Source organism: Pseudomonas sp. GW823-FHT06E10, assembly GCF_058794995.1.
On record NZ_JBXAHJ010000008.1, the window covers coordinates 21,165 to 46,939 of the forward strand.

General features: G+C 62.7%; 12 protein-coding genes. 7 read left to right on the forward strand and 5 right to left on the reverse strand.

The window, feature by feature from the left end:
* The first annotated feature begins 150 nt into the window (after positions 1–150).
* The 3 genes from dsbD to dsbG are packed head-to-tail and all read left to right on the forward strand — an operon-like array spanning position 151 to position 3,484.
* Positions 151–1,887, forward strand: a complete 1,737-nt coding sequence (gene dsbD / locus AC1Q6Y_RS14720) for a protein-disulfide reductase DsbD (protein WP_492624734.1) — start codon at positions 151–153, stop codon at positions 1,885–1,887.
* On the forward strand, positions 1,887–2,741 hold the full coding sequence (locus tag AC1Q6Y_RS14725) for a TlpA disulfide reductase family protein (protein ID WP_223532737.1): 855 nt from the start codon (positions 1,887–1,889) through the stop codon (positions 2,739–2,741). The genes dsbD and AC1Q6Y_RS14725 overlap by 1 nt, the downstream gene beginning before the upstream one ends.
* Positions 2,717–3,484, forward strand: coding sequence for a thiol:disulfide interchange protein DsbG (gene dsbG / locus AC1Q6Y_RS14730; RefSeq protein ID WP_057713862.1), 768 nt, complete (start codon positions 2,717–2,719; stop codon positions 3,482–3,484). Before AC1Q6Y_RS14725 ends, dsbG begins: the two co-directional genes overlap by 25 nt.
* A gap of 94 nt (positions 3,485–3,578) precedes the next feature.
* Here the strand turns inward: dsbG and AC1Q6Y_RS14735 are convergent, their stop codons facing one another.
* Positions 3,579–4,391 carry an alpha/beta fold hydrolase gene (locus AC1Q6Y_RS14735; RefSeq protein WP_492624735.1) on the reverse strand — a complete coding sequence of 271 codons (813 nt, stop codon included), beginning with the start codon at positions 4,389–4,391 and terminating at the stop codon, positions 3,579–3,581.
* A gap of 205 nt (positions 4,392–4,596) precedes the next feature.
* Positions 4,597–17,595 carry a non-ribosomal peptide synthetase gene (locus tag AC1Q6Y_RS14740; RefSeq protein WP_492624736.1) on the reverse strand — a complete coding sequence of 4,333 codons (12,999 nt, stop codon included), beginning with the start codon at positions 17,593–17,595 and terminating at the stop codon, positions 4,597–4,599.
* A 377-nt stretch (positions 17,596–17,972) separates the two neighbouring features.
* Between AC1Q6Y_RS14740 and AC1Q6Y_RS14745 the strand changes: the two genes are divergently transcribed.
* Positions 17,973–18,521 carry an RNA polymerase factor sigma-70 gene (locus AC1Q6Y_RS14745; protein WP_057713859.1) on the forward strand — a complete coding sequence of 183 codons (549 nt, stop codon included), beginning with the start codon at positions 17,973–17,975 and terminating at the stop codon, positions 18,519–18,521.
* A gap of 131 nt (positions 18,522–18,652) precedes the next feature.
* On the opposite strand, the gene AC1Q6Y_RS14750 is transcribed toward AC1Q6Y_RS14745, so the two are convergent.
* The 3 genes from AC1Q6Y_RS14750 to AC1Q6Y_RS14760 all read right to left on the reverse strand — a co-directional run bounded on the left by AC1Q6Y_RS14750 (position 18,653) and on the right by AC1Q6Y_RS14760 (position 21,281).
* A complete protein-coding gene (locus AC1Q6Y_RS14750; protein WP_492624737.1) occupies positions 18,653–19,666 on the reverse strand; it encodes a GNAT family N-acetyltransferase in 1,014 nt (337 codons plus the stop codon).
* Positions 19,667–19,741: 75 nt separating this feature from the next.
* Positions 19,742–20,560 (reverse strand): substrate-binding periplasmic protein, encoded by an 819-nt coding sequence (locus tag AC1Q6Y_RS14755; RefSeq protein ID WP_349734900.1) that lies wholly within the window; start codon positions 20,558–20,560, stop codon positions 19,742–19,744.
* Between the two features lie 94 nt (positions 20,561–20,654).
* On the reverse strand, positions 20,655–21,281 hold the full coding sequence (locus AC1Q6Y_RS14760) for a TetR/AcrR family transcriptional regulator (protein WP_218494478.1): 627 nt from the start codon (positions 21,279–21,281) through the stop codon (positions 20,655–20,657).
* A gap of 178 nt (positions 21,282–21,459) precedes the next feature.
* On the opposite strand from AC1Q6Y_RS14760, the gene AC1Q6Y_RS14765 reads away from it, so the two are divergent.
* Genes AC1Q6Y_RS14765 through atuC form a run of 3 tightly spaced genes read left to right on the forward strand, consistent with a single transcriptional unit; the run spans position 21,460 to position 25,764 of the window.
* A complete protein-coding gene (locus AC1Q6Y_RS14765; protein ID WP_492624738.1) occupies positions 21,460–23,262 on the forward strand; it encodes an acyclic terpene utilization AtuA family protein in 1,803 nt (600 codons plus the stop codon).
* A gap of 12 nt (positions 23,263–23,274) precedes the next feature.
* Positions 23,275–24,144: an SDR family oxidoreductase gene (locus AC1Q6Y_RS14770; protein ID WP_057713854.1), complete on the forward strand. Its 870-nt coding sequence runs from the start codon at positions 23,275–23,277 to the stop codon at positions 24,142–24,144.
* A gap of 3 nt (positions 24,145–24,147) precedes the next feature.
* The gene (gene atuC, locus AC1Q6Y_RS14775) at positions 24,148–25,764 is read left to right on the forward strand and encodes a geranyl-CoA carboxylase subunit beta (RefSeq protein ID WP_057713853.1); all 1,617 of its coding nucleotides are present in this window, start codon (positions 24,148–24,150) and stop codon (positions 25,762–25,764) included.
* The last annotated feature ends 11 nt before the right edge of the window (positions 25,765–25,775 follow it).

Here is a 25,775-nt window from a genome sequence, read left to right on the forward strand (position 1 = left end):
CCCACATGATTCGGGCACCCTTCATCGATCAACTGCCCGAAAAGCTGGAATCAAACGACGCATTTTTAATGCCACAACGGACGGGGTTAATCATCGGTTAATCGCCACCCGCCACTGTGCACCTCATTAGCACAGGACAAAGGCTTATCCATGCGTCGTCTGTTTTTACTTTTTACTCTCTTGATCGTGGGCCTGGCCCAGGCGGGAACCAATCCGTTCGACACCAAACCTGAATTCCTCCCGGTTGATAAAGCCTTCGCGCTTACCTCTGAACGCCTGGAATCCGGTGAAACCCAGCTCTATTGGCAGATCACCGACGGCTATTACCTGTATCAGAAACGCTTGAAGTTCGATGGATTACCTGTCGGGCAACATCCCCCGCTACCGGAAGGCGAAGCCCACAGCGACGAGTTTTTCGGTGAACAGCAAGTCTACCGTCAGGGCCTGGAACTGAAAATTCCGGCGGGTGCCAGCGGTCAGGTCAAGGTCAGTTACCAGGGCTGCGCCGATGCCGGCTTGTGTTATCCGCCACAAACCAGAGTCGTGGACCTGGGCAATACCAATGCACTGAATGCGGCCACTGAAGCGCCGGACCAGGCGCTGGCCAGCAGCCTGCAACAACGGGCGCTGGGCTGGAGCCTTGTGCTGTTCTTCGGCCTGGGTCTGTTGCTGGCCTTCACGCCTTGTTCATTGCCGATGCTGCCGATTCTGGCCGGGTTGATCGTCGGCAGTGGCGCCACGCCCAGACGCGGATTCGCCCTGGCCAGCAGTTATGTGGTCAGCATGGCGCTGGTGTATGCGGCGATGGGTGTCCTGGCCGCCACCCTCGGGGCGAACCTGCAAGCCTGGTTGCAGAACCCCTGGCTGCTGGGCAGTTTCGCGGCGATTTTCGTGCTGCTGGCGCTGCCGATGTTCGGTTTCTTCGAACTGCAACTGCCGGTGGCCGTGCGTGATCGCCTGGAAAACGTCTCGCGCAATCAACGCGGCGGCAGTCTGATCGGCGCCGGGGTGCTGGGGGCGCTGTCCGGTCTGCTGGTTGGCCCCTGCATGACCGCACCACTGGCCGGCGCCCTGCTCTACATCGCGCAAAGCGGCAACGCGCTGCATGGCGGATTGATTCTGTTTGCCATGGGCATCGGCATCGGTGTGCCTCTGCTGGTGTTGGTGACTGTCGGCAATCGTTTCATGCCCAAGCCTGGCGCCTGGATGAATCTGGTCAAAGGCATTTTCGGCTTCCTGTTCCTCGCCACCGCATTGTTGATGCTGCGGCCGGTGCTCGACGAATCCCTGTGGGTCGGCTTGTGCGGTGCGCTGCTGTTGATCGCGGCCTACAGCGCCTGGAAACAGTCGGAAGGTTTTGGCCGTATCGCGCACCTGTTTGGCGCCAGTTCGTTACTGCTCGGTTTATGGGGTGGCCTGTTGGTGATCGGTGCAGCCGGTGGCGGCGATGATCCGTTCAAGCCATTGCAGGTCTACCGCGCCTCGAACCAGGCTGTGGCCGCCGCGCCGGTTGGCCACGATGCCTTCATCACCATCAAGGATCCGCAGGCACTGCAACGGGAACTCGACGCCGCACAGGCTCAGGGCCAGTGGGTGCTGCTGGACTACTACGCCGACTGGTGCGTGTCGTGCAAGGTCATGGAAAAACAGGTCTTCGGCAAAACCCGTGTCCTCGAAGCCTTGAGCGATGTGCGCTTGCTGCGACTGGACGTCACCGCCGACAATGCCGCCAGCCGTGAACTGCTCGGCCGTTACCAAGTGCCAGGGCCACCGAGCCTGCTGTGGATTGGCGTAGACGGTGAAGAGCGGCGCAGCCAGCGCATCACCGGCGAGGTCGATGCCGATACATTCCTGCAACGCTGGACCACCACCCGAGACGCCCGTTAATGCTGACTTTCACCCTCGGCACCTTTGCCATCGCGCTCAATCACCTGCTGTTGATCAGTGCGCTGGCGCTGGCCACTTTTGTCGGCTGGCGGGTCGCCAAGCGTGGTGGTGAAAACCCTGAGTCGGTGCTGTTCAGCCTGTTTCTGATGGGCATGCTGGCAGCCCGAATCAGTTTCGTGGCGGCCTATTGGGTGCACTATCGCAACGATCCGTGGCAGGTCATCGACCTGCGCGATGGCGGTTTCCTCGCCTGGCCGGGGGTAGTGGTCGTTTTGCTCGCCACGCTGTATCGCGGCTGGCGTCGCCCAGGTCTGCGCCGTCCATTGGGCTTTGGCGTGGCCAGTGGCCTGGCGTTCTGGCTGTTGGCGACGTTCTCCCTGTCGATTTATGAACAAGGCACACGCCTGCCGGAAATCACCCTGCGCAACGCCGCCGGCGAAACCGTGCAACTGGCCGACTACAAGGGAGGCCCGTTGGTGATCAATCTCTGGGCCACCTGGTGCCCGCCGTGCCGCCGGGAAATGCCGGTGCTGGAAAACGCCCAGCAACAACGGCCGGACCTGACGTTCCTGTTCGTCAATCAGGCAGAAAGCATGCAAAGCGTCGCGATCTTTCTGGAAACCCAGGGCCTGAGCCTGTCCAACGTGCTATTCGACGGCAGTGGGCGTCTGAGCCAGGCCGTCGGTTCCATGGCATTGCCGACTACGCTGTTCTACAACCCCGAGGGTCGCCTGCTGGGCAGCCATCTGGGCGAGTTGTCGGAAGCCAGCCTGGCCCGCGCGCTGGAAAACTTCGACACCGTACCCGCCACCTCTTCAAGGAAACTGCCATGCCCCGCCTCCGCCACCTGCTGACCCTGAGCCTTGGTGCTGCCCTGTTGCACCTGCCATCGGTGCAGGCCGAAGAGTTGCCCGATGCCATCAAGAAAATCGAGGCCAAAGGCGCGAAAATCGTCGGCCAGTTCGACGCCCCCGACGGCTTGCGTGGTTATGCCGCGCAATACCAGAACCGCGGCATGGCGCTGTACCTGACCCCGGATGGCAAACACGTGTTGCTGGGCAACCTGTATGACGCCGAGGGCAATGACCTGAGCAGCGCACCTTTGCAGAAACTGGTGTATGCACCGATGGCCAAGGAAGTCTGGGCCAAGTTCGAAACCAGCAACTGGATCGGCGACGGCAAGAAGGATGCGCCGCGCGTGGTGTACCTGTTCAGTGACCCGAACTGCCCGTACTGCAACATGTTCTGGGAACAGGCCCGGCCGTGGGTCAAGGCCGGCAAAGTGCAGTTGCGCCACATCATGGTGGGCATCATCCGCGAAGACAGCCCCGGAAAATCCGCCGCGCTGCTCGCCGCCAAAGACCCGGAAAAAGCCCTGCAGGATCACGAAGCCGCTGGCAAGGAGAGTTCGCTCAAGGCCTTGAAGGAAGTGCCGCCGGCGATTCAGGCAAAGTTCGCGGCCAACATGCAATTGATGGAAGAGCTGGAGTTGCAGGCGACGCCGGCGATTTTCTACATGGATGACAAGGGCAATCTGCAACAGCAGCAAGGCGCTCCGTCGCCGGATAAGTTGGCGAAGATTCTCGGGCCGAAGTGAGTTCAGCGCCCCCATCGCGAGCAAGCTCGCTTCCACAGGGAAAGGTGATCACCTGTGGGAGCGAGCTTGCTCGCGATGGCGTCGGTAGATTCGACTAATTTCTGTCGGCCAAAAATGCCAACAAGGTTTCAGTCACAAACCCAGGGTTCTCCAGATTGGAAATATGCCCCGCCTCCGGCACCAGCACCCACGGGCAGCCAATCAGCTCAGCCATTTCACGGGCTTCACTCGGTGGCCGAGGCTTGTCCTGATCGCCGCACATCACCAGCGTGGTCGCTGCGTCCAGTTCGCCCAGACGCGATAACTGGTCATCGCGCCCAAATGTAATCCGCCCCATCGGCGCGATGCTTTCACGCAGGCGATCCGCGGGTAGAGCCGCGAGGGAAGCACGAAAATCCCGGTAGAGCGCCGACTGCGGATCAATGCCCGGCCGGAAGAAAATCGGCACCACGATATCCAGCAGCGCTGGCGTGATGACACCCGCCTCTTCGATCTGCTTCAACAGTGAAAAGTAGTACTGGCGAGTCGGCTCCGGTTCGGCGCCGGCGTAGGTGTCCATCAGCACCAGTCCGTTGATCCGCTGCGCTGCCGATAAGGCCAGGCGCGCGCCCCACATGCCGCCGACCGACAGGCCGACCAGCGTGACCCGCTCGATGTCCAGATGATCGAGCAGGACCAGGGCCTGACGCGCCAGGTCATCCAGCGACGTCGTACCGACAGGCAACGGCCCGGATTGGCCGTGCCCCCACAGGTCCAGGGCTATCACACGATACTGTTGCGAGAGCGCGGCAATCTGCGGCGCCCACATGGTCTGGTCCCACAGGTAACTACCGGCCAGCAGCACCGCCGGGCCGGTACCTTGATCGATGTAGTGGAGGGCTTGTCCGTCTATCGTTACGAAGGGCATCGACTGTCTCCGCGAGCAAAAAGGGAGCCCGAAGACTGAGCGGCTGACGGATCGCAGTCAATCGCGAGAGTGTATGCGTTTGTACAACCGCCTCGCCGCACCGCCGCTCCCACAGGGATTCATGCTGATCACAAATGATGTGTTCACCACCACCCACTGGGGGAGCGAGCTTGCTTGCGATGGGGCCAGTACTGACGCCAGGGAATCAAAGCCCCTCCAGCTCCGCCATCAGGTCATTCAAGCGATCCACTTTCTCCTCGGTGAGCTCCCTGGCCGCCAACCCGTCGATGTACCGGGCCAGTTCTTCCACCGTGCTGCATTCGAACATCGCCCGCAGCGGCACATCCCGTTGCAGGGATTTCTGCACCCGCGAGGCGATTTGCGTGGCCAGCAGCGAATGCCCGCCCAACTCGAAGAAGTTGTCGCGAACGCCCACCTTCTCGACCTTCAATACCTCGGCCCAAATGTCTGCCAGGTTCTGCTCCAGCTCATTGCGCGGCGCCTGGTAATCCTGGCTTTGCAATTGACCGATCTCCAGCGTCGGCAGGGCCTTGCGGTCCAGTTTACCGTTGGCGTTGAGCGGCAGCTTGTCCAGCCATAACCAGTGCAGCGGCACCATGTATTCCGGCAGTTCGGCGCGCAGGCGTTGCTTGATGCACTCCAGGCGTTCAGCCGGATCGAGCGCAACATCCGCCGCGACCAGATAGCCCACCAGGTGCTTGCCGTTCGCCCCGTCCTGCACACCCACCGCCGCATCGCGGACTTGCGGTAGTTCGTGCAGGCGAGCTTCGATTTCACCGAGCTCGATGCGGTAACCGCGGATCTTCACCTGATGGTCGACCCGGCCGACATATTCCAGAACGCCGTCACTGCGACGGCGGGCCAGGTCGCCGGTGCGATACAGGCGCTCACCCGGTGCGCCAAACGGGTTCGGCACAAACACCGGTGCCGTGCGCAGCGGATCGCTGACATAGCCGCGACCGACCCCGGTCCCCGCCACGCACAGTTCACCCACCGCGCCCAGCGGCACCAGTTCCAGCGCTCCGTCGAGCAGGTACAATTTGTTGTTGTCAGTCGGCGTACCGATCGGCAGGTAGCTGCCGCGAGTCGACGCCATATCGACGCGGAAGAACGCCACGTCATCCGAGCACTCCGCCGGGCCATAGGCATTCACCAGGCCGATCTGCGGATAGCGCAGCAACCATTGATGCGCCAGTTCCGGCGGCATCGCCTCCCCCGTCGGCAACATCCAGCGCAGGCCATCGAGGCTCATGCGTTCCTGGGCGAGCATGCCCTGGATCAGCGAAGGCACGCTTTCCAGCACGGTGATGCCCTGGCTTTGCACATGGGCCAGCAAACCCTGGGGATCGTGGGCAATGGTGTTCGGCACGATGTCCACCCGGGCGCCGAACAACGGCGCGGCGAGGAACTGCCACACGGAAATGTCGAAGCTTTGCGACGCGGTTTGCGCGATCACGTCGGCGTCGCTCAGGTTCAGGTACGGCACCTTGCTCAACTGGTTGTTGAGCATGCCGCGCTGTTCGACCATCACGCCTTTGGGCAAACCGGTGGAGCCAGAGGTGTAGATCACATAGGCGAGGTTGTCCGGACCACTGTAGACACCAGGATTGTCCGCCGACAGCGCAAGGGCCTGGACTTCTTCCCAGACCAGCAGCCGTGGCCGGCTGGAGCAGCCGAACTCCTCGAGCAAGGCTTGCGCCTGCTCACGACAGGCTTGCGTGCACACCAGCAATGGCGTGCGGCTCAGATCGATGATCCGGCTCAGACGCTGACCCGGCAAACCCGGATCCAGCGGCAGGTAACCCGCCCCTGCCTTGAAGCTGCCGATGATCATGCCCAGCAAATCGAGGCTGCGTTCGGCCAGCAAGGCCACCGGTTGATCGCGCCCGACACCGGCGGCGATCAATGCATGACCGAGGCGGTTGCTGCGCTGGTTCAGCTCCAGATAACTGTATTGCCGGTCCAGACAACTGGCGGCAATTCGCAGTGGATGCCGGGCGACCTGCGTTTCGAACAATGAAACGTAGCTCTGCTCCAGCGGGTAATCGTGTTCGCTCTGGTTGCAGCCATGGATGAGGAAGTCCTGCTCCTCAGTCCCCAGCAACGGCAGGTCGGCCATGTCGCCATGGAAACCTTCCACCAATGCCAGCAGCAGACGCTTGAACTCAGCGAGCATGCGCTCGACCGTGGCCTCATCGAAGTAGCGTTGGTCGTAGGACAGGTGCAAACCCAGGTCATCGCCCGGATAGCACACGGCCGTGAGCGGGAAGTTGGTATGGGTTCGGCCCGAGTCCGAGGTCGCGTTGAGGCTCTGCGCACGGTCGAGCACCGAGACTTCCACCGGGGCGTTTTCGAACACGAACAGGCTGTCGAACAGCGGCTGGCCTTTGGGCAATTCGCTCTGTTCCTGAATGTTCACCAGCGGCAGGTATTCGTATTCACGCAGTTGCATGTTGTGGTCGAGCAGACCGGTGAGCCACTGGCGCACGCTGCATCGCTGGCCGTCCTCAGGCATTTTCACCCGCAGCGCGATGCTGTTGATGAACAGGCCGACGGTGCGCTGCATCTGCGGCATGTCCACCGGACGCCCGGCCACGGTGACGCCGAACAGCACGTCGCGATCACCGCTCAAGCGCCGCAGCACCAGCGCCCACGCCGCCTGGGCAAAGGTGTTGATGGTCAACTGATGGGCCTGGGCCAGTTCGCGCAATTGCGCACCGTCACGGGCATCGAGCCTTGCATAGCGGTCGCCGACGATCATGCCGCCGCTGTCGCCGGCATGTTCGCGCAGCAATGGCCGGTCGCTCGGGATCGGCGTGGTCCGTTCGAAACCCTGCAGGTTGGTTTTCCACCACTGCCGTGCTTCGGCCAGGCTCTGATGCTGCAGCCAACCGATGTAGTCGCGATAACGTGGTGGCACCTCCAGCTGCGCTTCCCGACCTTCGCCGAGGGCGCTGTAGATCTCGAAGAAATCATTCATCAGCAGCGAACGGCACCAGGCATCGATGAGGATGTGGTGGTTGCTCATCATGAACCAGTAGCGCGCCGCGCCCACACGGATCAAACGCAAGTGGAACGGCGCCTGGTTGAGCAGATCGAACCCCGCCTCGCGTTCGGTTTTGAGCAAGGTTTGCAGCTTCGGCTCTTGCTCGGCTTCGGCGAGATTGCTCCAGTCGAGGTATTCGATCGGCGTGCTGCCCGGTTTGTGGATCACTTGCAGCATGTCTTCGCCGACGTTCCAGCAGAACGACGCGCGCAATGCTTCGTGGCGGGCGATCACTGCTTGCCAGGCCTGGGCGAAACGCTGCGGGTCCAGTTCGCTGTTGATGCGGTAGCGGTCCTGCATGTAGTACAGGCCGGTGCCCGGCTCCAGCAAGGTGTGCAACAGCATGCCTTCCTGCATCGGGGTCAACGGGTAGACGTCTTCGATGACGGCGGCCGGGACCGGCAGCGCATCCAGTTGAGCCTGGCTGAGATTCGCCAGCGGGAAGTCCGACGGCGTCAGGCCACCCGCGTCGTCGCGCAGGCAATGCTCAATCAGGCTGTTCAACTCACCGAGGTAGGCATCGGCCAACTCGTCGATGGTTTGCCCATCGAAGCGTTCGGCGCTGAAAGTCCAGCGCAGTACCAGTTCACCGCCATACACCTGACCGTCGACGCTCAGCTCGTTGGGCAACGGGGCATTGGCATCGTGGGCCGCACCAATGGCTTCATCCAGTGGATGGAACAGCGCGTCCGCCCCGAAGCTCTGGTCGAACTGGCCGAGGTAGTTGAAGGTAATCGGCGCCACCGGCAACTGCGCCATGCTGTGGCGGCTCAGGTCATCGGCGAGGTAACGCAGCACGCCATAGCCCAGGCCCTTGTGCGGCACGGCACGCAATTGCTCCTTGATCGCCTTGATCGACACGCCCTGCCCGGCGGCTTCTTCGATGTTCAGCGGCGTCAGGCGCAGTGGGTAGGCGCTGGTGAACCAGCCAACGGTGCGGGTCAGGTCGATCTCGTCGAACAGCGCTTCGCGGCCGTGGCCTTCCAGTTGAATCAGCGCCGATGGCTGACCGCTCCAGCGGCACAGCACGCGGGCCAATGCGGTCAGCAGCAAGTCGTTGACCTGGGTGCGATAGGCACTCGGTGCCTGTTGCAGCAACTGCCGGGTACGCTCGCTGTCGAGGCGCACGCTGACGGTTTGTGCATGTCGGTTCTGCCGCCCGCCAGCGGGGTGATCACAGGGCAAATCGGCAGTGGGCCCGGCCAGGTGCGCCTGCCACCAGCCCAGTTCTTCGCGCAGGGACTCACTGCCGGCGTAGGCTTGCAGCCGTGCGGCCCAGTCCTTGAAGGCGCTGGTTTTCGCCGGCAGTTTCACCGACTGCTGCGCGTCCAGTTGGCGGTACACGGTTTGCAGGTCGTCCAGCAATACGCGCCATGAAACACCATCGACGAGCAAGTGGTGAATCGCGATGAACAGCCGTTGCTGGCCCTCGGGACCATCGACCAGCAACACGCGTATTAGCGGTCCCTCTTCGAGGTCGAGGCTGCGCTGGGCATCGGCGAACAAGGCCACGCATTTGTCCATCGACGAAACGCGCACCTGCCACAGCACCGGCGCCTCGGAAATCGGCTGATGCTGTGCTTGCCACTGACCGGCGACCTTGCTGAAGCGCAGACGCAAGGCGTCGTGCTGTTCGATTACCGCCAGCAGCGCTTGCTCCAGTCGATGGGGCTCCAGAGGTGCGGTCGGTTGCAGCAACAACGCCTGGTTCCAGTGCTGGCGCTGCGGGATATCGGTGTCGAAGAACCAGTGCTGGATCGGCGTCAGACGCGACTCACCCATGATCAAGCCCTGCTCGGCGCTGACCTGCTCGCTGCGGCTGGCCACGGCGGCGAGGGTCTGCACGGTCTGGTGCTGGAACAGGTCGCGAGGGCTGAAGTGAATGCCCTGCTGCCGTGCCCGGCTGACCACCTGGATCGACAGGATCGAGTCACCGCCCAACTCGAAGAAGTTGTCGTTGAGGCCGACCTGTCCGACGTTCAGCACTTCGCACCAGATCTGCGCGAGGCTGACTTCAAGCTCGTTGCTCGGCGCTACGTAGTGATGGCGATTCAGCTCCGGGTCCGGCGCCGGCAGAGCGCGGCGGTCGAGTTTGCCGTTGGCGGTCAGCGGCATGCGGCCCAGCAGGATCAGGTGCGTGGGCACCATGTAGTCTGGCAGTTGCGATTTCAGATGCGCCTTGAGGGCCTCGCGCAAGACCGATTGCTGTGCTTCGTTCTGTTCGGCGACGTCAGTCACCAGATAGCCGACCAGTTGCTTGCCACTCGGTGCATCGAGCGCCAGCACAACGGCTTCACGAATCGATTCGTGCTCCAGCAGACGGGTTTCGATCTCGCCCAGTTCGATGCGAAAACCACGAATTTTCACTTGATGGTCGATGCGTCCGAGGTATTCCACCAGGCCGTCGGCGCGCTGGCGCACCAGGTCGCCGGTGCGGTAGATACGTCCGCCGTTGGCGGCAAACGGATCGGCCACAAAGCGCTCCGCGGTCATGCCCGGACGCTGGTGATAACCCTGGGCCAGACCCGCGCCACCGACGTACAACTCGCCCGTCGCGCCTTGCGGCACCAACGCCAGGTCGGCGTCGAGAATGTAGGCCACGCGGTCGCCGATGATGCTGCCGATCGGCACACTGCCGGCGCCCTCTTCCAGCACTTCGGGGGCGAGACTGGCCAGCGGCATGACCACGGTTTCGGTCGGGCCGTAGGCGTTGAAGAACAGGCTCGGCTTGAAGGCTGCGCGAATGCGCGCCAGGTGTTCACCGGTCAGCGCTTCGCCGCCGGTAATGATCATGCGCACCGCCAGGGTTTCATTTTGCGTTGCCAGCCATTGCGCCAACTGGCTGCCATAGCTCGGCGTGAATCCGAGGACGTTGATCTGATGACGACGGATCAGGTCACAGATTTCTTCCGCGCCCCACTGCCCTTGAGCCCGCAGCACCACTTGCGCACCGCTGAGCAGCGGCACCAGCAAACGCTCGGTGGCGGCGTCGAAGTTGATCGAATAGAAGTGCAGTTCGCAATCGTCAGGGCGCATGGTGAAACGCTCGATCACCGCGCGGCAGTGCATGGCGATTTCGCCGTGGGATACCACCACGCCTTTCGGTTTGCCGGTCGAACCCGAGGTGTAAATCAGGTAGGCCTGATGCTGCGGCAGGCTGATCAACGGCAATTCGGTGGCCGGGTAATTGGCCAGTGCAGCGGCGTCTTCTTCAAGACACCAGCGGCCAACGGTCGCCGGCAACTCGCCCAGGGCCTTGAACATCGCCGCGTCGCTAAGCAGCAAACCGATGCCGCTGTCATTAATCATGTAATGCAAGCGGTCCAGCGGGTATTCCGGATCCAGCGGCACATAGGCGCCGCCAGCCTTGAGGATCGCCAGCAGGCCGACGACCATCTCCAGCGAGCGCTCCAGTGCCAGCCCCACACGAACCTGTGGTCCGACGCCACGCTCGCGCAGCATCCAGGCCAGGCGATTGGCGCGGCCGTCGAGTTCGGCATAGCTCAGGGTTTGCCCGGCGAAGGTCAGGGCCGGAGCGTCCTGGCGCATCAAGGCTTGCTCGGCGAACAGGTGATGGATGCACTGGTCCAGCCGATGCTCGCCCGGCTCGACGCCGAGACTGTCGAGCAGATGTTGTTGTTCGCCACACGCCAGCAGCGGCAGTTCGCTCAAGCGCTGCTGCGGATCGGCAATCAGCGCCTCCAGCAGGTTGCGCCAATGCTCGGCCATGCGCGCAATGCGCGGCTCGTCGAACAGATCGGTGCTGTAGGTCAGGCAGCAACCCAGGCGATGGTCCAGGTCGGTGACTTCCAGGTTGAGGTCGAACTTGGTCGCGCGGGCATCGTTGGCCAGGTACTCGACCGTCATGCCGGCCAGGGTTCGGCTTTGCTGGAACTCCCAGCGCTGCACGTTGCACATCACCTGGAACAATGGGTTGTAGGCCGCGCTGCGGGGTGGTTGCAAGGCTTCTACCAGATGATCGAACGGCAGGTCCTGATGGGACTGGCCTTCGATCACCGTGTGGCGCACCTGCTCGAACAATTCGCCCACGGACATCTGCCCGTCGAGCTGGCAGCGCAGCACCTGTGTGTTGAGGAACGCGCCGATCAGCCCTTCGCTTTCCGGGCGAATGCGGTTGGCCACCGGCGCGCCGATGCGCAGATCGGTCTGGCCGCTGTAGCGGTACAGCAGCGTAGCCAGGGCGGCGGTCATGGTCATGAACAGGGTCAGGCCGTGTCGCGCATTGAACGCGCGGACCCGTGCCGCGAGGTCGTCGCTCAGGTCAAAGCGATACAACTCACCCTGATGGCTTTGCACCGGCGGACGCGGACGGTCGGCCGGCAACTCCAGCAGCGGGTGTTCGCGGCCCAGTTGCGTGGTCCAGTAATCGAGCTGGCGCTGACGCTCGCCGGACTCCAGCCACTGACGCTGCCACACGCTGTAATCCAGGTACTGCACCGGCAACGGCGCCAGCGGTGATTCACGGTCATCGACGAACGCTTCGTACAGCGCGCTGAGCTCCCGGGCAAAAATGTCCATCGCCCAGCCTTCGGTGACGATGTGGTGCAGGGTCAGAACGAAGTAGTGTTCCTGTTCGGCGGTCTTGACCAGGCAGGCGCGCAGCAAGGGTCCGGTCTCCAGATCGAACGGCTGGTGCGCTTCGTCGTCGGCCAGTTGCTGGACCTGCCACTCGCGGACCTCGGCATCCAGCGCGGTGAAATCCTTCCACGCCATGCGCACGCCGGTCTGCGCGTGTACTTGCTGGCGGGCGACGCCGTCGATGCTCGGGAACGTGGTGCGCAGGGTTTCGTGACGCAGGATCAGGGCTTGCAGCGCGGCCTCGAAGCGCGCCACGTCGAGCACGCCACGCAGCCGCGCCATGCCGCCGACGTTGTAGGCCGGGCTGTCGGGCTCCATCTGCCAGAGGAACCACATGCGCTGCTGGGAATAGGACAGCGGCACCGCCTGCCCGCGGTCGATTTTTTCAATCGGCGGCTGTTTGTTGGTGCTGCCACTGGCCTGGATCAGGCGAACCTGTTCGGCAAACGCACCGAGTTCGCTGTGCTCGAACAGCACCCGCAGCGGCAACTCGACGTCGCAGGCCTGGCGGGTGCGGGAGATGATTTGTGTGGCCAGCAGCGAGTGACCGCCGAGGGCAAAAAAATCATCGCGCAAACCGACTTGCGTCAAACCCAGCACTTCGCGCCAGATGCCGGCGATGCGTTGTTCCAGTTCTGTCACAGGCTCGACGTGCTCGCGAACCTGCCACTGCGGTTCCGGCAACGCGCGGCGGTCGAGCTTGCCGCTCGGGCCGAGGGGCATTTGGTCCAGGCGCATCAGTTGCGCCGGCACCATGTATTCCGGCAGTTCGGCGGCCAATGCGCTTTTCAGGCGCGCGGTTTGCTCGACCTCGTCCCCGGCATTGTCCGCAGCGGTGTAGTAACCGATCAACTGCGCCCCGGCCATGGTGTCGCGCACCAGCACCACGGCTTGCGCAACGCCGTCCTGGGCCAGCAGCCGTGCCTGGATTTCCTCCGGCTCGACCCGGAACCCGCGCAACTTGACCTGTTGATCGAGACGGCCGAGGTATTCGATCACGCCATCCGCCGTCCAGCGCGCCCGGTCGCCGGTGCGATACAGGCGTGCGCCCGGCTCGCCCAACGGATCGACCACGAATCGTTCGGCGGTCAACGCCGGGCGACCGAGGTAACCACGGGCCAAGCCAACGCCGCTGATGCACAACTCACCCGGCACACCGACCGGAACGGGATGCAGGTCGCTGTCGAGCACGCGGCAGATCACATTGCCCAGCGGTCGGCCAATCGGCGAGCGTTCGCCATCGGCGCTGGAGCATTGCCAGTGGGTGACGTTGATCGCGGTTTCGGTCGGTCCGTAGCGATTGTGCAGTTGCACCGCCGGCAGTTGCACCAGCACCCGGTTGCGCAGCTCCGCGGGCAAGGCCTCGCCCCCGGAGAACAGCCGGCGCAGGCTGGTGCATTCAGCACTGAGCGGTTCGTCGATGAACAGCGAAAGCAGCGGCGGCACGAAGTGCAACGTGGTCACGCCGTACGCTTGCACCAGCTGCGCGATGCGATGTGGATCGCGGTGTTCGCCGGGACCGGCGATCAACAGACGTGCGCCTGTGATCAGCGGCCAGAAGCACTCCCACACCGACACGTCGAAACTGATCGGCGCCTTTTGCATCAGCACGTCGGTTTCGTTCAGGCGATAAGTGTCCTGCATCCATTGCAGGCGCTCGGCCAGCGCCGCATGGGTGTTACCGACGCCTTTGGGCTGGCCGGTGGAACCGGAGGTATAAATCACATAGGCAAGATTGTCGCCGTGCAGATGCAGCCCCGGCGCATGGCTTGGCCAACTGTCCAGGTGCAGGGTGTCCATGGCGATCACACTGACACCCTCGCTGGCCGGCAAGCGCTCGAGCAGTCGGGTATGCGTCAGCAGCAATTGAACACCGCTGTCGCTGAGCATGTAGGCCAGGCGTTCGGCGGGGTAATCCGGGTCCAGCGGCACGTAGGCGCCACCGGCCTTGATGATCGCCAGCAGGCCGATCAGCAGTTGCGGCGAACGCTCGCAGGCGATGGCCACGCAGACGTCCGGGCCGACGCCTTTGTCGCGCAGGTAATGGGCCAGACGGTTGGCCTGGGTGTGGAGTTCGGCGAAGTCCATCTGGCCGCCCTCCCAGATCAACGCCGGGCGCCCAGGTGTCAGCCGGGCTTGTTGGTTGAGCGATTCGGGCAGCCATTGACTGGCCGCTGCGCAGGGTGCGCTGGCCCAGTCCGATTGCTGATGCTGCTCGGCGGCCGTCAACAGCGGCAGGTCACCGATGGCGATGTCCGTTTGCTCGCAGACAGCCCGCAGCAGGTTGCTGAAATGGTCGGCCAGGCGCTCGATGGTCGCGGCGTCGAACAGTTCGTTGGCGTAGTCGAAGGACAAGGTCAGGCGACCGTTGCGGTCTTCTTCGCTGTGCAGCTGCACATCGAACTTGGCTTCGCGGCTATGCCAAGGCAACTCTTCGGCCAACAGCCCCGGCAGGCGCTTCAAGGCGCCAAGGTCGCGTTGCTGATGGTTGAACATGACCTGGAACAGGCCCTGTTCACGGGCCTGCGGGAAGGCTTCGAGCAGTTGCTCGAACGGCAGGTCCTGATGCGCTTGCGCACCCAACGCCGCCTGACGGGTCTGCGCCAGCAGCTCAACGAATGGCAGACTTGAGTCCACTTCGGCACGCAGCACCTGGGTATTGATGAAGAAGCCGATCAGACCCTGGGTTTCCAGGCGTGGACGGTTGGCATTGGGCACGCCGATGCGGATATCTCGTTGGCCGCTGTAGCGGTGCAACAAGGTCTGGAACGCAGCCAGCAACAACATGAAGACGGTCGATTCATGGGCCTGGGCGGTCTGACGAATCGCATCGCTCAGGGGAGCGCCCAGACGCACGGTGTGGCGAGCGGCGCTGTGCAGTTGTTGTGCTGAGCGTGGATGGTCGGTGGCCAGGCTCAGGGTTGGATGTTCATCACCCAAGCGGTCTTTCCAATAAGCCAGTTGCCGCTCGCCTTCCCCTTGCGCCAACCATTGCCGTTGCCAACTGCCGTAGTCGGCGTACTGCGTCGGCAATGGCGCCAGCACCGCTTGCAAGCCCTGGGAGGCGGACGCATACAGGCGCGAGAACTCGTCGATCAACACATTCAGCGACCAGCCGTCAGCGATGATGTGGTGCAGGGTCACCAACAACTGATGGTCTTCGTCGTCGAGGCGCACCAGCGTCACCCACAGCAGCGGGCCTTTCTCCAGATCGAACCGGGTCCGTGCTTCGTCCTCGCGGATCTGCTGCGCCCGGGCCTCACGCTCGGCGGCCGGCAGGTCGCTGATGTCGATCAGTTGCAGGTTGAACTCACCCGCCGGATCGACCTGTTGCAGCGCCACGCCATCACGCTCGAAGAATCGTGTGCGCAGGGATTCGTGGCGCTCGATCAACTGCTGGAAACTGGCGCGCAAGACGTCCTCATCCAGCTCGCCACGCAAGCGCAAGCCGCCAGGAATGTTGTAGGCGCTGCTGTGTGGGTCGAGTTGCCAAGTGATCCACAGGCGGTTTTGTGCCAGGGATTGCGGCATCGGTTGCTGGCGCGACAGTGCCGTGATCGCGCCCTGGGCCAGACCACCGTCCTGTTGCAGACGGGTCACGACATCGGCGAATGCGCCGAGGGTCGGCGCTTCGAACAGCAGGCGCAGGCTCAACTCCAGACCCAACTCTTCCCGCAGACGCGCCACCACTTGCGTCGCTGCAATGGAGTTGCCGCCAAGCAGGAAGAAATGATCGTCGGCGCCCACCTGCGCCACTTGCAACTGCTCACACCAGATACGTGCGATCAAGCTTTGCAGCGTCGATCCCGACTCGCTATTGCCCGTGCTTTCGTTGCTGGCCGACGGGAACACCGCGTAGCTGTCGAGGCTGCCGTCCGCCAGGCGATTGCGACACGCCGAGCGCTGCAATTTACCGCTGGACGTTTTGGGCAGCGCGCCCGGATGGAGCAGCACCACCACGCTCGGTGCCTCCTGATACGCCTCGGCGACGGTCTGGCGTATGGCTTTGATCAAGGATTCAGGCGGCAGGATTTTCTGCACGCTGCGGCTGATTTCAGCGGCGATGCCGATGCCTTCCTGACCGTCAACCGTGACGGCGAAGGCGGCGACGCGTCCTTTGCGCACCACTTCCACTTCGCGCTCGACAGTCTGCTCGATGTCCTGCGGGTACAGGTTGTGCCCGCGCACGATCAGCATGTCCTTCAGGCGCCCGGTGATAAACAGTTCGCCGTTGCGCAGAAAACCCAGGTCACCGGTGCGCAGCCAGGTCTGCCCGGCGTGCTGGACGAAGGTCTTGGCGGACGCCTCGGGGTTGCGCCAGTAGCCTGAGGCGATGCTCGGCCCGCTGGCCCAGACTTCGCCGACGACGTTGTCGGCCTGTTCGCTGAGCGAGACAGGATCGAAGATCAACACCGCGTGCGCCGGCTGGCTGATACCGCAACTCATGATCGGGCTACCCTCGCCCGCTTCGACGCGGTTCTGCGCCAGGGCCTGATCGTCAACCCGCAGGTTGCCGATGCCCTGGCCCCGCGCTGTGCCGGCCACGAACAAGGTGGCTTCGGCCAGACCGTAGGAGGCCATGAAACTGTCCGCGGTGAAGCCGCAGGTCGCGAACTTCCCGGCGAAGCGCTCCAGGGTGTCGAGGCGAATCGGTTCGGAACCGGAATACGCCACGCGCCAGCCACTCAGGTCGAGCCGTTCCAGGGCCGACTCGCTGACCCGCTCACTGCACAAGCGATAGGCAAAATCCGGCCCGCCGCTGATGGTGCCGCCGTATTCGCTGATCGCCTCCAGCCAGCGCAATGGCCGACCGAGAAAATACGCCGGGGACATCAACACGCAAGGCACGCCGCTGAAAATCGGCTGCAGCAAGCCGCCGATCAGGCCCATATCGTGATACAGCGGCAGCCAGCTGACGATGACGTCGTCGGGGTTCAGGTCAATGCCGAAACCGTGGCGAATCAGCAATTCGTTGGCCACCAGATTGCCGTGGCTGACTTGCACGCCTTTGGGCAGCGCGGTGGAGCCAGAGGTGTATTGCAGGAAGGCGATGTGATCGTCCTGCAAGTCCACCGCGACCCAGCGCTCGGCCAGTGCACCGTCGAGGGTATCGACACACAACAGCGGCGGCGCGCCGTCGATCTGCTGCAACCCATCGCGCAGTCCGGCGCTGGTCAACAGCAAGCGCGGCTGGGCATCGCTGATGATCGACAACAGGCGCTCCTGGTGATGACGGCGTGTCGACTCCGGCGGGTAGGCCGGCACCGCGATCACCCCGGCGTACAGGCAACCGAAGAACGCCGCGACGTAATCCGGGCCACTGGGGAACAGCAACACCGCGCGGTCGCCAACATCCGTCCGGGCTTGCAACGCGCCGGCAATCGTCCGTGCCCGCAGATCCAGTTCGCGATAGCTGAGCACCACAGCCTGGTCCGGGGTCTCGGCGAGAAAGCGCAGGGCCACCCGATCCGGCGTCAGCGCCGCGCGGCGCTGAAGGGCTTGGACCATTGTGCTGGGGAGTTCGAACGCGTCGGTCATGAGGTTTCCTGCCTGAATTCGGCTTGGTAGGAGCGAGCCTGCTCGCGAAAATCCGAAGAACGCCGCGGGGTGTCAGGCGCCCATCGTTGACGACCATCGCGAGCGAGCTCGCTCCTACAGGGTGATGAGGGTTGCGCTGTGCAATTCACCAATGAGAACGGATGACGTCTGGAAATAATTAGTCGCCAGGCTGGAACGCAAAGCGGACTGAAGTGAGTCAGCGTGTCGCAGTTCTCACTCTTTACCTTTGTAACGCATTAGTTCTTTTTCTCATTTGACAATCATTATCATTAAGCCTAATTTGTCGCTCGATGTGTAGGACGGCCCCCCCGGCTCATTCGCCGTCCCACTAACCTTTTGGCAGCAAGGTGATTTCCATGATGGAACCAGTATCCACAAGCAGGTGCGATACACCGCTACTTCAGGCATTCGTCGACAATCGATTGATTCTGGTGAAGATCGCAGCCCGAATTACCGGTTGCCGCTCACGTGCCGAAGATGTTGTGCAGGATGCATTCTTCCGGCTGCAATCGGCCCCGCCCATCACCAGTTCGATCAAGGCTCAGCTCAGCTACCTGTTCCAGATCGTGCGCAACCTGGCGATCGACCACTACCGCAAACAGGCGCTGGAGCAGAAGTATTCCGGCCCTGAAGAGGAAGGGCTGAATGTAGTGATCCAGGGTGCGTCACCGGAAACGTCGCACATCAATTTCTCGACGCTGGAGCACATCGCCGATGCGTTGACCGAGTTGCCGAGCCGCACCCGCTACGCCTTCGAGATGTACCGCCTGCACGGCGTACCGCAAAAAGATATTGCCAAGGAACTTGGCGTCTCGCCGACCCTGGTGAACTTCATGATCCGTGATGCGTTGGTGCACTGCCGCAAGGTGTCGGGCCAGCGTGGCGATATGGCTGCTCGCCACTAAGTTCTGAAATCTGCATCGCGCCCATCGCGAGCAAGCTCGCTCCCACAGGTTCAGCACACACAGGAAAATGTAGGAGCGAGCCTGCTCGCGATGGGGCACTCAAGAGCGCCGAAGATATTTAGCCTCAAGCCTCAGGCCAGTGCGCACCGATCAAAAAACCGCTCCCGCCCCAACACCATCAGGGCCGCGCGCTTGTGCGGAAAGTCGAACTCTTTCTCGCAGTGAAAGCGCTGCTCTTGCATGTATCCGATCATCTTCGCGTTATCGGCACGAGGCTCGGCAACCACGCGCTGCGTGCGCGGGTCATCGAGAAACAGATAATGCACCAGCGCCGATAACCAACTCGCCACCTTGTGCGGACCACGGTGATTTTCTTCGCCCACCAGCATGTGAATGCCACGGTCGTAATCGCCGGCCTCGTAGAACGGCGCGATGCGATCTTCCCTGGCCCAGTAGGCCTCGAAATAAGCGAAGGGCTGATCGTCGAAACAACCGATCAGCGTCAGCGCGTGCGGGTCGGCTTCGAGTTTGCTCAGGTATTGGCGATGCTGTTCGAGGCTGCCCTCCTCCTGCCAGAAACTCGCGACACGCGGGCTGTTCTGCCAGCGGTTGAAGCGTGCCAGGTCTTGCTCGATGTCCAGCGTGCGCAGGGAAACCCGAGCACCCAGCCGTGCATCGAAGCGTTGATACACTTCACCACGGGGTTTGACCGGCCGCCGTGGATGACGCTTGCCGTCGGTGATGAGCATTTGCTGCGGGTAGCTGCCGGTCAGGGAATGCCCCAGCCAAGGCTGCGGCAACTGCCAGAACAAGGTGCGCTCGCAGTGATACTGGCCGTTGACGGGAGTCGGAATCAGCAGACCGCTGAACACGGCTTCGTCCGGCACCTCCTGCAGTTGCCAGACCAGGCGCTGACAGTCGGGGTTGCGAGCGAACAGCCAGTAACAGGCCGCCCACAATGCCTGTCCTTCAGGGCGACTGAAACGCTCCTCCAGTTGCACGTGCAACTCGGGGCCACGATTCAGCCGCAGGGCAAGCAACGGTTGCCCTTCCAGGCTGAGGCTCAGGCGGCAATCGGTTTCATCAGCGGCAAGACGACTGCCTGTCGGCAGACACAGGGCAGTCAGGTCATTGAGATTGGGCATGGGTCGGGCTCACGATAGTCGTCGACAGTTCAACGAAGTGACGTGAGCCAGGGCGGGAAATTTAGCCAAAGACCGTCAATTGGCAACTTGTGGCGCCGCTGCGTTGCGCTGGACCGGCACCAGGGCAATCTTGTACGGATCGAAAATCCTCAGCATCTGGCCATTGTCCCGCAAACCTTGCAGCACCTTGGCGAATGCCTCGCCGCTGATGGGAGCCGTCGGACGCAGGATGGCGTAATGGTGATAGACCTGATCGATGCGTTGGGACGCCAGCAACTCGCCGGCGACTTTTTCATTGCGCAGGAAGTAGTCGCTCAGGTACGAACGCGTGACCAGGGCGATGTCGGCCCGGCCGCGCAATACCATCAGCAGATTGCTGTCATGGGAATAGGTCAGCGTGGCGTTGTAGTTTTTCGCGAGGTACAGGGGGTCGGCATTGAAATTGGCGAACTCGTAGTGATAGCCGCTGAACAGCGCCAGGCGCTTGCCGTTCAGGTCGGCGAAATAGCTTTGCTGTCGATCGGGCAGGCGTTGCGCGACAAAAATTTCGGCGTCCTCCAGCCCCATGTCGACGGCTGTGTGGGGGATCTCTTCCCAACCCCAGGCGGGATTTTCGAAGATGGCCATGTCGACCCGGCCCTGCTTGAAATCACCGAAGCGCCGGGGAATGGAAGTGGGCACCAGGACAAACTGGTAGTCAGTTTGCGATGCGTTCAGGGCCTCGACCAGTTGCGGCAGCAACCCGGTATCGGCCCCGGATTCCGGGCGCACGGTGTAGGGCGGAAAGTGCGCGGCACCGATACGCACCAGTTGCGCAGCCTGGGACGGCATCATCGTTGACGCCGCAAGCATCGTCAGCAAAAGCCGCGAGGCTGACCGAATTGGCGAACCCATCAAAACGTCCCCACTCCCCTAATAAAACGGTACCAATGCATTCAAGCTAGGCGGTTTTGTCCAGTTAGCCAGTTTAATGCTGGTCAACACAAGCTTATTGCCGGTCTTCCAGCACCAGAATCAACGCCTCATCGGCCAACTGATCGAGACTCATGCTGCCATCGGCGCGAAACCAGGTGGTGGTCCAGGACAATGCGCCAGTCAGGAAGCGTCGGGTGATGAACACATCGCCGCGGATAAACCCGGCGGTCTTGGCTTCGCCCAGTACTTGCAGCCAGATGTCTTCGTAGATGTCCCGCAGCGCCAGGACCTTGGCCTGGCCCTCTTCGGACAGCGAGCGCCATTCGTAGACCAGCACGGCCATGGCCTCGCCGCTACCGCCCATGATCGACTGCAATTCACACCGGATCAGCGCCAGAACCTGCTCACGCACATTGCCGGCCTCGGCGATGGCCGCACGCATCAACGCAGTGTTGTAGCGTATGGTTTCTTCCATCACGGCGCGCAGGATTTCGTCCTTGCTCTTGAAGTGATGGAAAATGCTCCCGGACTGAATGCCCACGGCGCCGGCCAGGTCGCGCACGGTCGTGCGCTCATAGCCTTTATTGCGGAACAGGTGGGCCGCCACTTGCAGCAATTTGCCACGGGCGCTGTCCGGGTCGGTCAATTGGCCGTCGTCCACCAATTGGCGCATCACCCTCAGGGCTTTTTGCTCGTCCACCCGTTCTCTCCTACAGTCGTTCAATCAATAACGCCGATCCCCCCGAAAACAACGGGGTTGCGCGGGCAATTTAAGCGCATGGATGCAACCAAGCAAGCGCTTGGGCAGAAGATAATCAAGTCATTTACAAACCAAGCGCTTGCTTGGTAATGTCGACGCACTTCGGTTGGAGGTGGCTATGGAATGGACTGCGCCTGAAACAATTCGCATCGGTTGTGCCAGCGCCTTCTGGGGCGATACCTCGACCGCTGCCGCGCAACTGGTGGAACACGGGCATCTGGACTATCTGGTCTTCGATTACCTGGCCGAAATCACCCTGTCGATCATGGCCGGCGCGCGGATGAAAGATCCCCAGGCCGGCTATGCGGGCGACTTCATCGAAGTGCTCGCGCCCTTGCTGGGGCAACTCGCGCAGCAAAACATCCGGGTCATCAGTAATGCCGGCGGGGTCAACCCCCAAGCCTGCGCCGCCGCCCTGCAAGCGGCCTGCGACAAGGCTGGGGTAGCGCTGAAGATCGCCGTACTGCTGGGTGATGACCTGCAGCCGCAATTCAAAAAGCCGGGAAACCTGGGCATTCATGAAATGTTCAGCGGCGCGCCCCTGCCATCGATGTGCGTCTCGATCAACGCCTACCTCGGCGCACCCGGCATTGTCGAAGCCCTGCGCCTGGGGGCGGACATCGTGATCACCGGGCGCGTGGTCGACAGTGCGGTGGTCAGCGCCGCGCTGGTGCATGAGTTCGGCTGGTCGTGGCACGACTATGACAAGCTCGCCCAGGCGGCATTGGCCGGGCACATCATCGAATGCGGCGCCCAGTGCACGGGCGGCAACTTCACCGACTGGCGCGACGTGCCCGACTACGAACACATCGGTTTTCCCATCGTCGAAGTCAGCGCCGACAGCCAGTTCATCGTCAGCAAACCCGAAGGTACGGGCGGGCTGGTCACGCCGCTGACAGTGGGCGAACAGATGCTGTACGAAATCGGTGACCCGCGCGCGTATCTGCTGCCCGACGTGGTGTGCGATTTCACTCAGGTCAAACTGCTGCAACAAGGCAAGAACGCGGTGCAGGTGCACGGCGCCAAAGGCCTGCCGCCGACCGCTCAATACAAAGTCAGCGCCACGTACCCCGATGGTTTTCGCTGCACCGCCAGTTGCCTGATCGCCGGCATCGATGCCGTCGCCAAGGCGCGGCGTGTCGGCGATGCGATCATCAACAAGACCTCGGAAATGTTCCGCCAGCGCGGCTGGGCACCGTACAGCGACGTGAGTATCGAGTTGCTGGGCAGCGAGGCCACCTACGGCCCCCACGGCCAGCGTCAGGACAGCCGCGAAGTGGTGATCAAACTCGCGGTGCGCCATCCGGACAAGCAGGCATTGGTCGTGTTCTCCCGGGAAATCGCCCAGGCCGCCACCGGCATGGCGCCGGGGCTGACCGGCATTGTCGGTGGCCGGCCGACGGTGTACCCGCTGATCCGGCTGTTCTCGTTCCTGATCGACAAAACCGCCTGCACGCTGGACATTGATTTCATGGGCCAGCGCCACCCGTGTGCCCTGCCCGCCCTCGATGTACTCGACCCGCTGGACCTGCCAGCCCTGCTCGCGCCACCGAAACCGCTTGGCCTGGCCGACGCCAGCGTGGCCCTGGTCAAACTGGCGGTCGCCCGCTCTGGCGACAAGGGCAACCACAGCAATATCGGCGTCATGGCCCGCGAGCCGGAGTTCCTGCCATGGATTGCAGAAGCCTTGACCCCGGAAGTGATCGTCGACTGGATGGGCCACGTCCTCGATCCAATCCACGGGCGGGTCGAGCGCTGGTACTTGCCCGCCAGCCACAGCCTGAATTTCCTGCTGGAAAACGCCCTCGGCGGCGGCGGTGTCGCCAGCCTGCGAATCGATCCGCAAGGCAAGGCCTTCGCCCAGCAGCTGCTGGAAATCCAGATCCCGGTGCCGCAGCGCATCGCCGACCAGTTCAACTAGAGGATTGCCGCCATGGCCTACGATTCGATTTTCAAAGCCGATTTGTTTGCTGGCCAAAACATCATCGTCACCGGTGGCGGCAGTGGCATCGGCCGCTGTACTGCCCACGAACTGGCGGCCCTCGGCGCCCATGTGCTGCTGGTCGGGCGCAATGCCGACAAGCTGAAAACCGTTGCGGCGGAGATCGCCGACGACGGCGGCAAGGCCGACTGGAGCACCTGTGATATCCGCGAGGAAGAAGCGGTGACGCATCTGGTCAGCGAGCTTATCCGCAAGCACGGTCCGATCCACGGCCTGGTCAACAATGCTGGCGGGCAATACCCCTCGCCCCTGGCCTCGATCAATCAGAAGGGTTTCGAAACCGTGATGCGTACCAATCTGGTGGGCGGCTTCCTGATGGCCCGGGAAGTGTTCAACCAGTCCATGAGCAAGCACGGCGGGGCCATCGTCAACATGCTCGCCGACATGTGGGGCGGCATGCCCGGCATGGGCCACTCCGGCGCGGCACGTTCGGGCATGGACAACCTGACCAAGACCGCCGCGTACGAATGGGGTCATGCCGGGGTGCGGGTCAATGCCGTGGCGCCGGGCTGGATTGCCTCCAGCGGCATGGACACCTACGAAGGCGCCTTCAAGGCCGTGATCCCGACCCTGCGCGAACACGTGCCGCTCAAGCGCATCGGCACCGAATCGGAAGTCAGCGCGGCGATAGTTTTCCTGCTCAGCCCGGCAGCGGCGTTTGTCAGCGGCAGCACCTTGCGCATCGACGGCGCCGCCAGCCTCGGCGGCCGCGCCTGGCCGATCCACAAGGCGACCAACAGCGAGTCGTACAACGGTTTCCACCGCGCCTACATACCAGACGTATTGAAGGACAAGGAATAACCCATGCCGGTGATTCAGTCGCAACTCGACCCCCACAGCGAGTCGTTCGCCCAGAACCGTGCGGCGATGCTGAGCGCCATCGAACAAGTTCGCGTGCTCGAACAGAACCTGCTGAACAAGGCTGCCGAAGCCAGGCCGAAGTTCGAAAAACGCGGCCAGTTGCTGCCTCGCGAGCGCCTCAACCTGCTGCTGGACCCCGGCGCTCCGTTTCTCGAACTGGCCAGCCTGGCCGGCTACAAGCTGCACGACGACAAGGATGGCAGCTCCGCCGGTGGCGGCTTGATCGCCGGTATCGGCTACGTGTCCGGCGTGCGCGTACTGGTGGTGGCGAACAACAGCGCGATCAGGGGCGGGACCATCTCCCCCAGCGGCTTGAAGAAATCCCTGCGCCTGCAACAGATCGCCATGGAAAACAAACTGCCAGTGATCACCCTCGCCGAAAGCGGCGGCGCCAACCTCAATTACGCGGCGGAAATTTTCGTCGAAGGCGCGCGCAGCTTTGCCAATCAGGCGCGGATGTCGGCCATGGGGTTGCCACAGGTCACCGTGGTGCATGGCTCCGCCACGGCGGGTGGCGCCTATCAGCCTGGGCTGTCGGATTACGTGGTGGTGGTGCGTGGCAAGGCCAAGCTGTTTCTCGCAGGTCCCCCACTGCTCAAAGCCGCCACCGGCGAAGTCGCCACCGATGAAGAATTGGGCGGTGCCGAGATGCACGCACAAACCGCCGGCACCGCCGAATACCTGGCTGAAAACGACGCCGATGGCGTGCGACAGGTACGCGAGATTATCAGCCTGTTGCCGTGGAACGAACAGTTGCCTCCACTCCCCGAACGTCGCTGGGAGGAGCCGCTCTACCCCATCGACGAACTGCTGGGCCTGATCCCGGATGATCCGAAAAAACCCTACGACGCGCGCGAAATCATCGCCCGCCTCGCCGACGCTTCGAACTTTCTTGAATTCAAGGGCGAGTTCGATCAGCAGACTCTGTGCGGTCATCTGAAAATTCAGGGCCGCGCCTGTGGCTTCATCGGCAACAACGGCCCGATCACGCCAAAAGGCGCGAGCAAGGCCGCCCAGTTCATCCAGCTGTGCGACCAGAGCCAGACGCCGCTACTGTTTTTCCACAACACCACCGGGTTCATGGTCGGCACCGAATCGGAACAGCAAGGCGTGATCAAGCACGGCGCGAAGATGATTCAGGCGGTGGCCAACGCCCGGGTGCCGAAGCTGACCATCGTGGTTGGCGGCTCCTACGGCGCGGGCAACTATGCGATGTGCGGTCGCGGTCTCGACCCGCGTTTCATCTTCGCCTGGCCCAACAGCCGTACCGCCGTGATGGGCGGCGCGCAAGCGGGCAAGGTGCTGCGCATCGTCACCGAGGCCAAACAGGCCAAGGACGGCCTGGTGCCCGATCCGAAAATGCTCGACATGCTCGAACAGGTCACCGCGCAGAAACTCGACAGCCAGTCCACGGCGCTCTATGGCAGCGCCAACCTCTGGGACGATGGTTTGATCGACCCACGCGATACCCGGACCTTGCTGGGTTACTTGCTGGATATCTGTCACGAGGCCGAGGTGCGGCCATTGCAAGCCAACAGTTTCGGTGTGGCGCGGTTCTAAGCCGACTATCA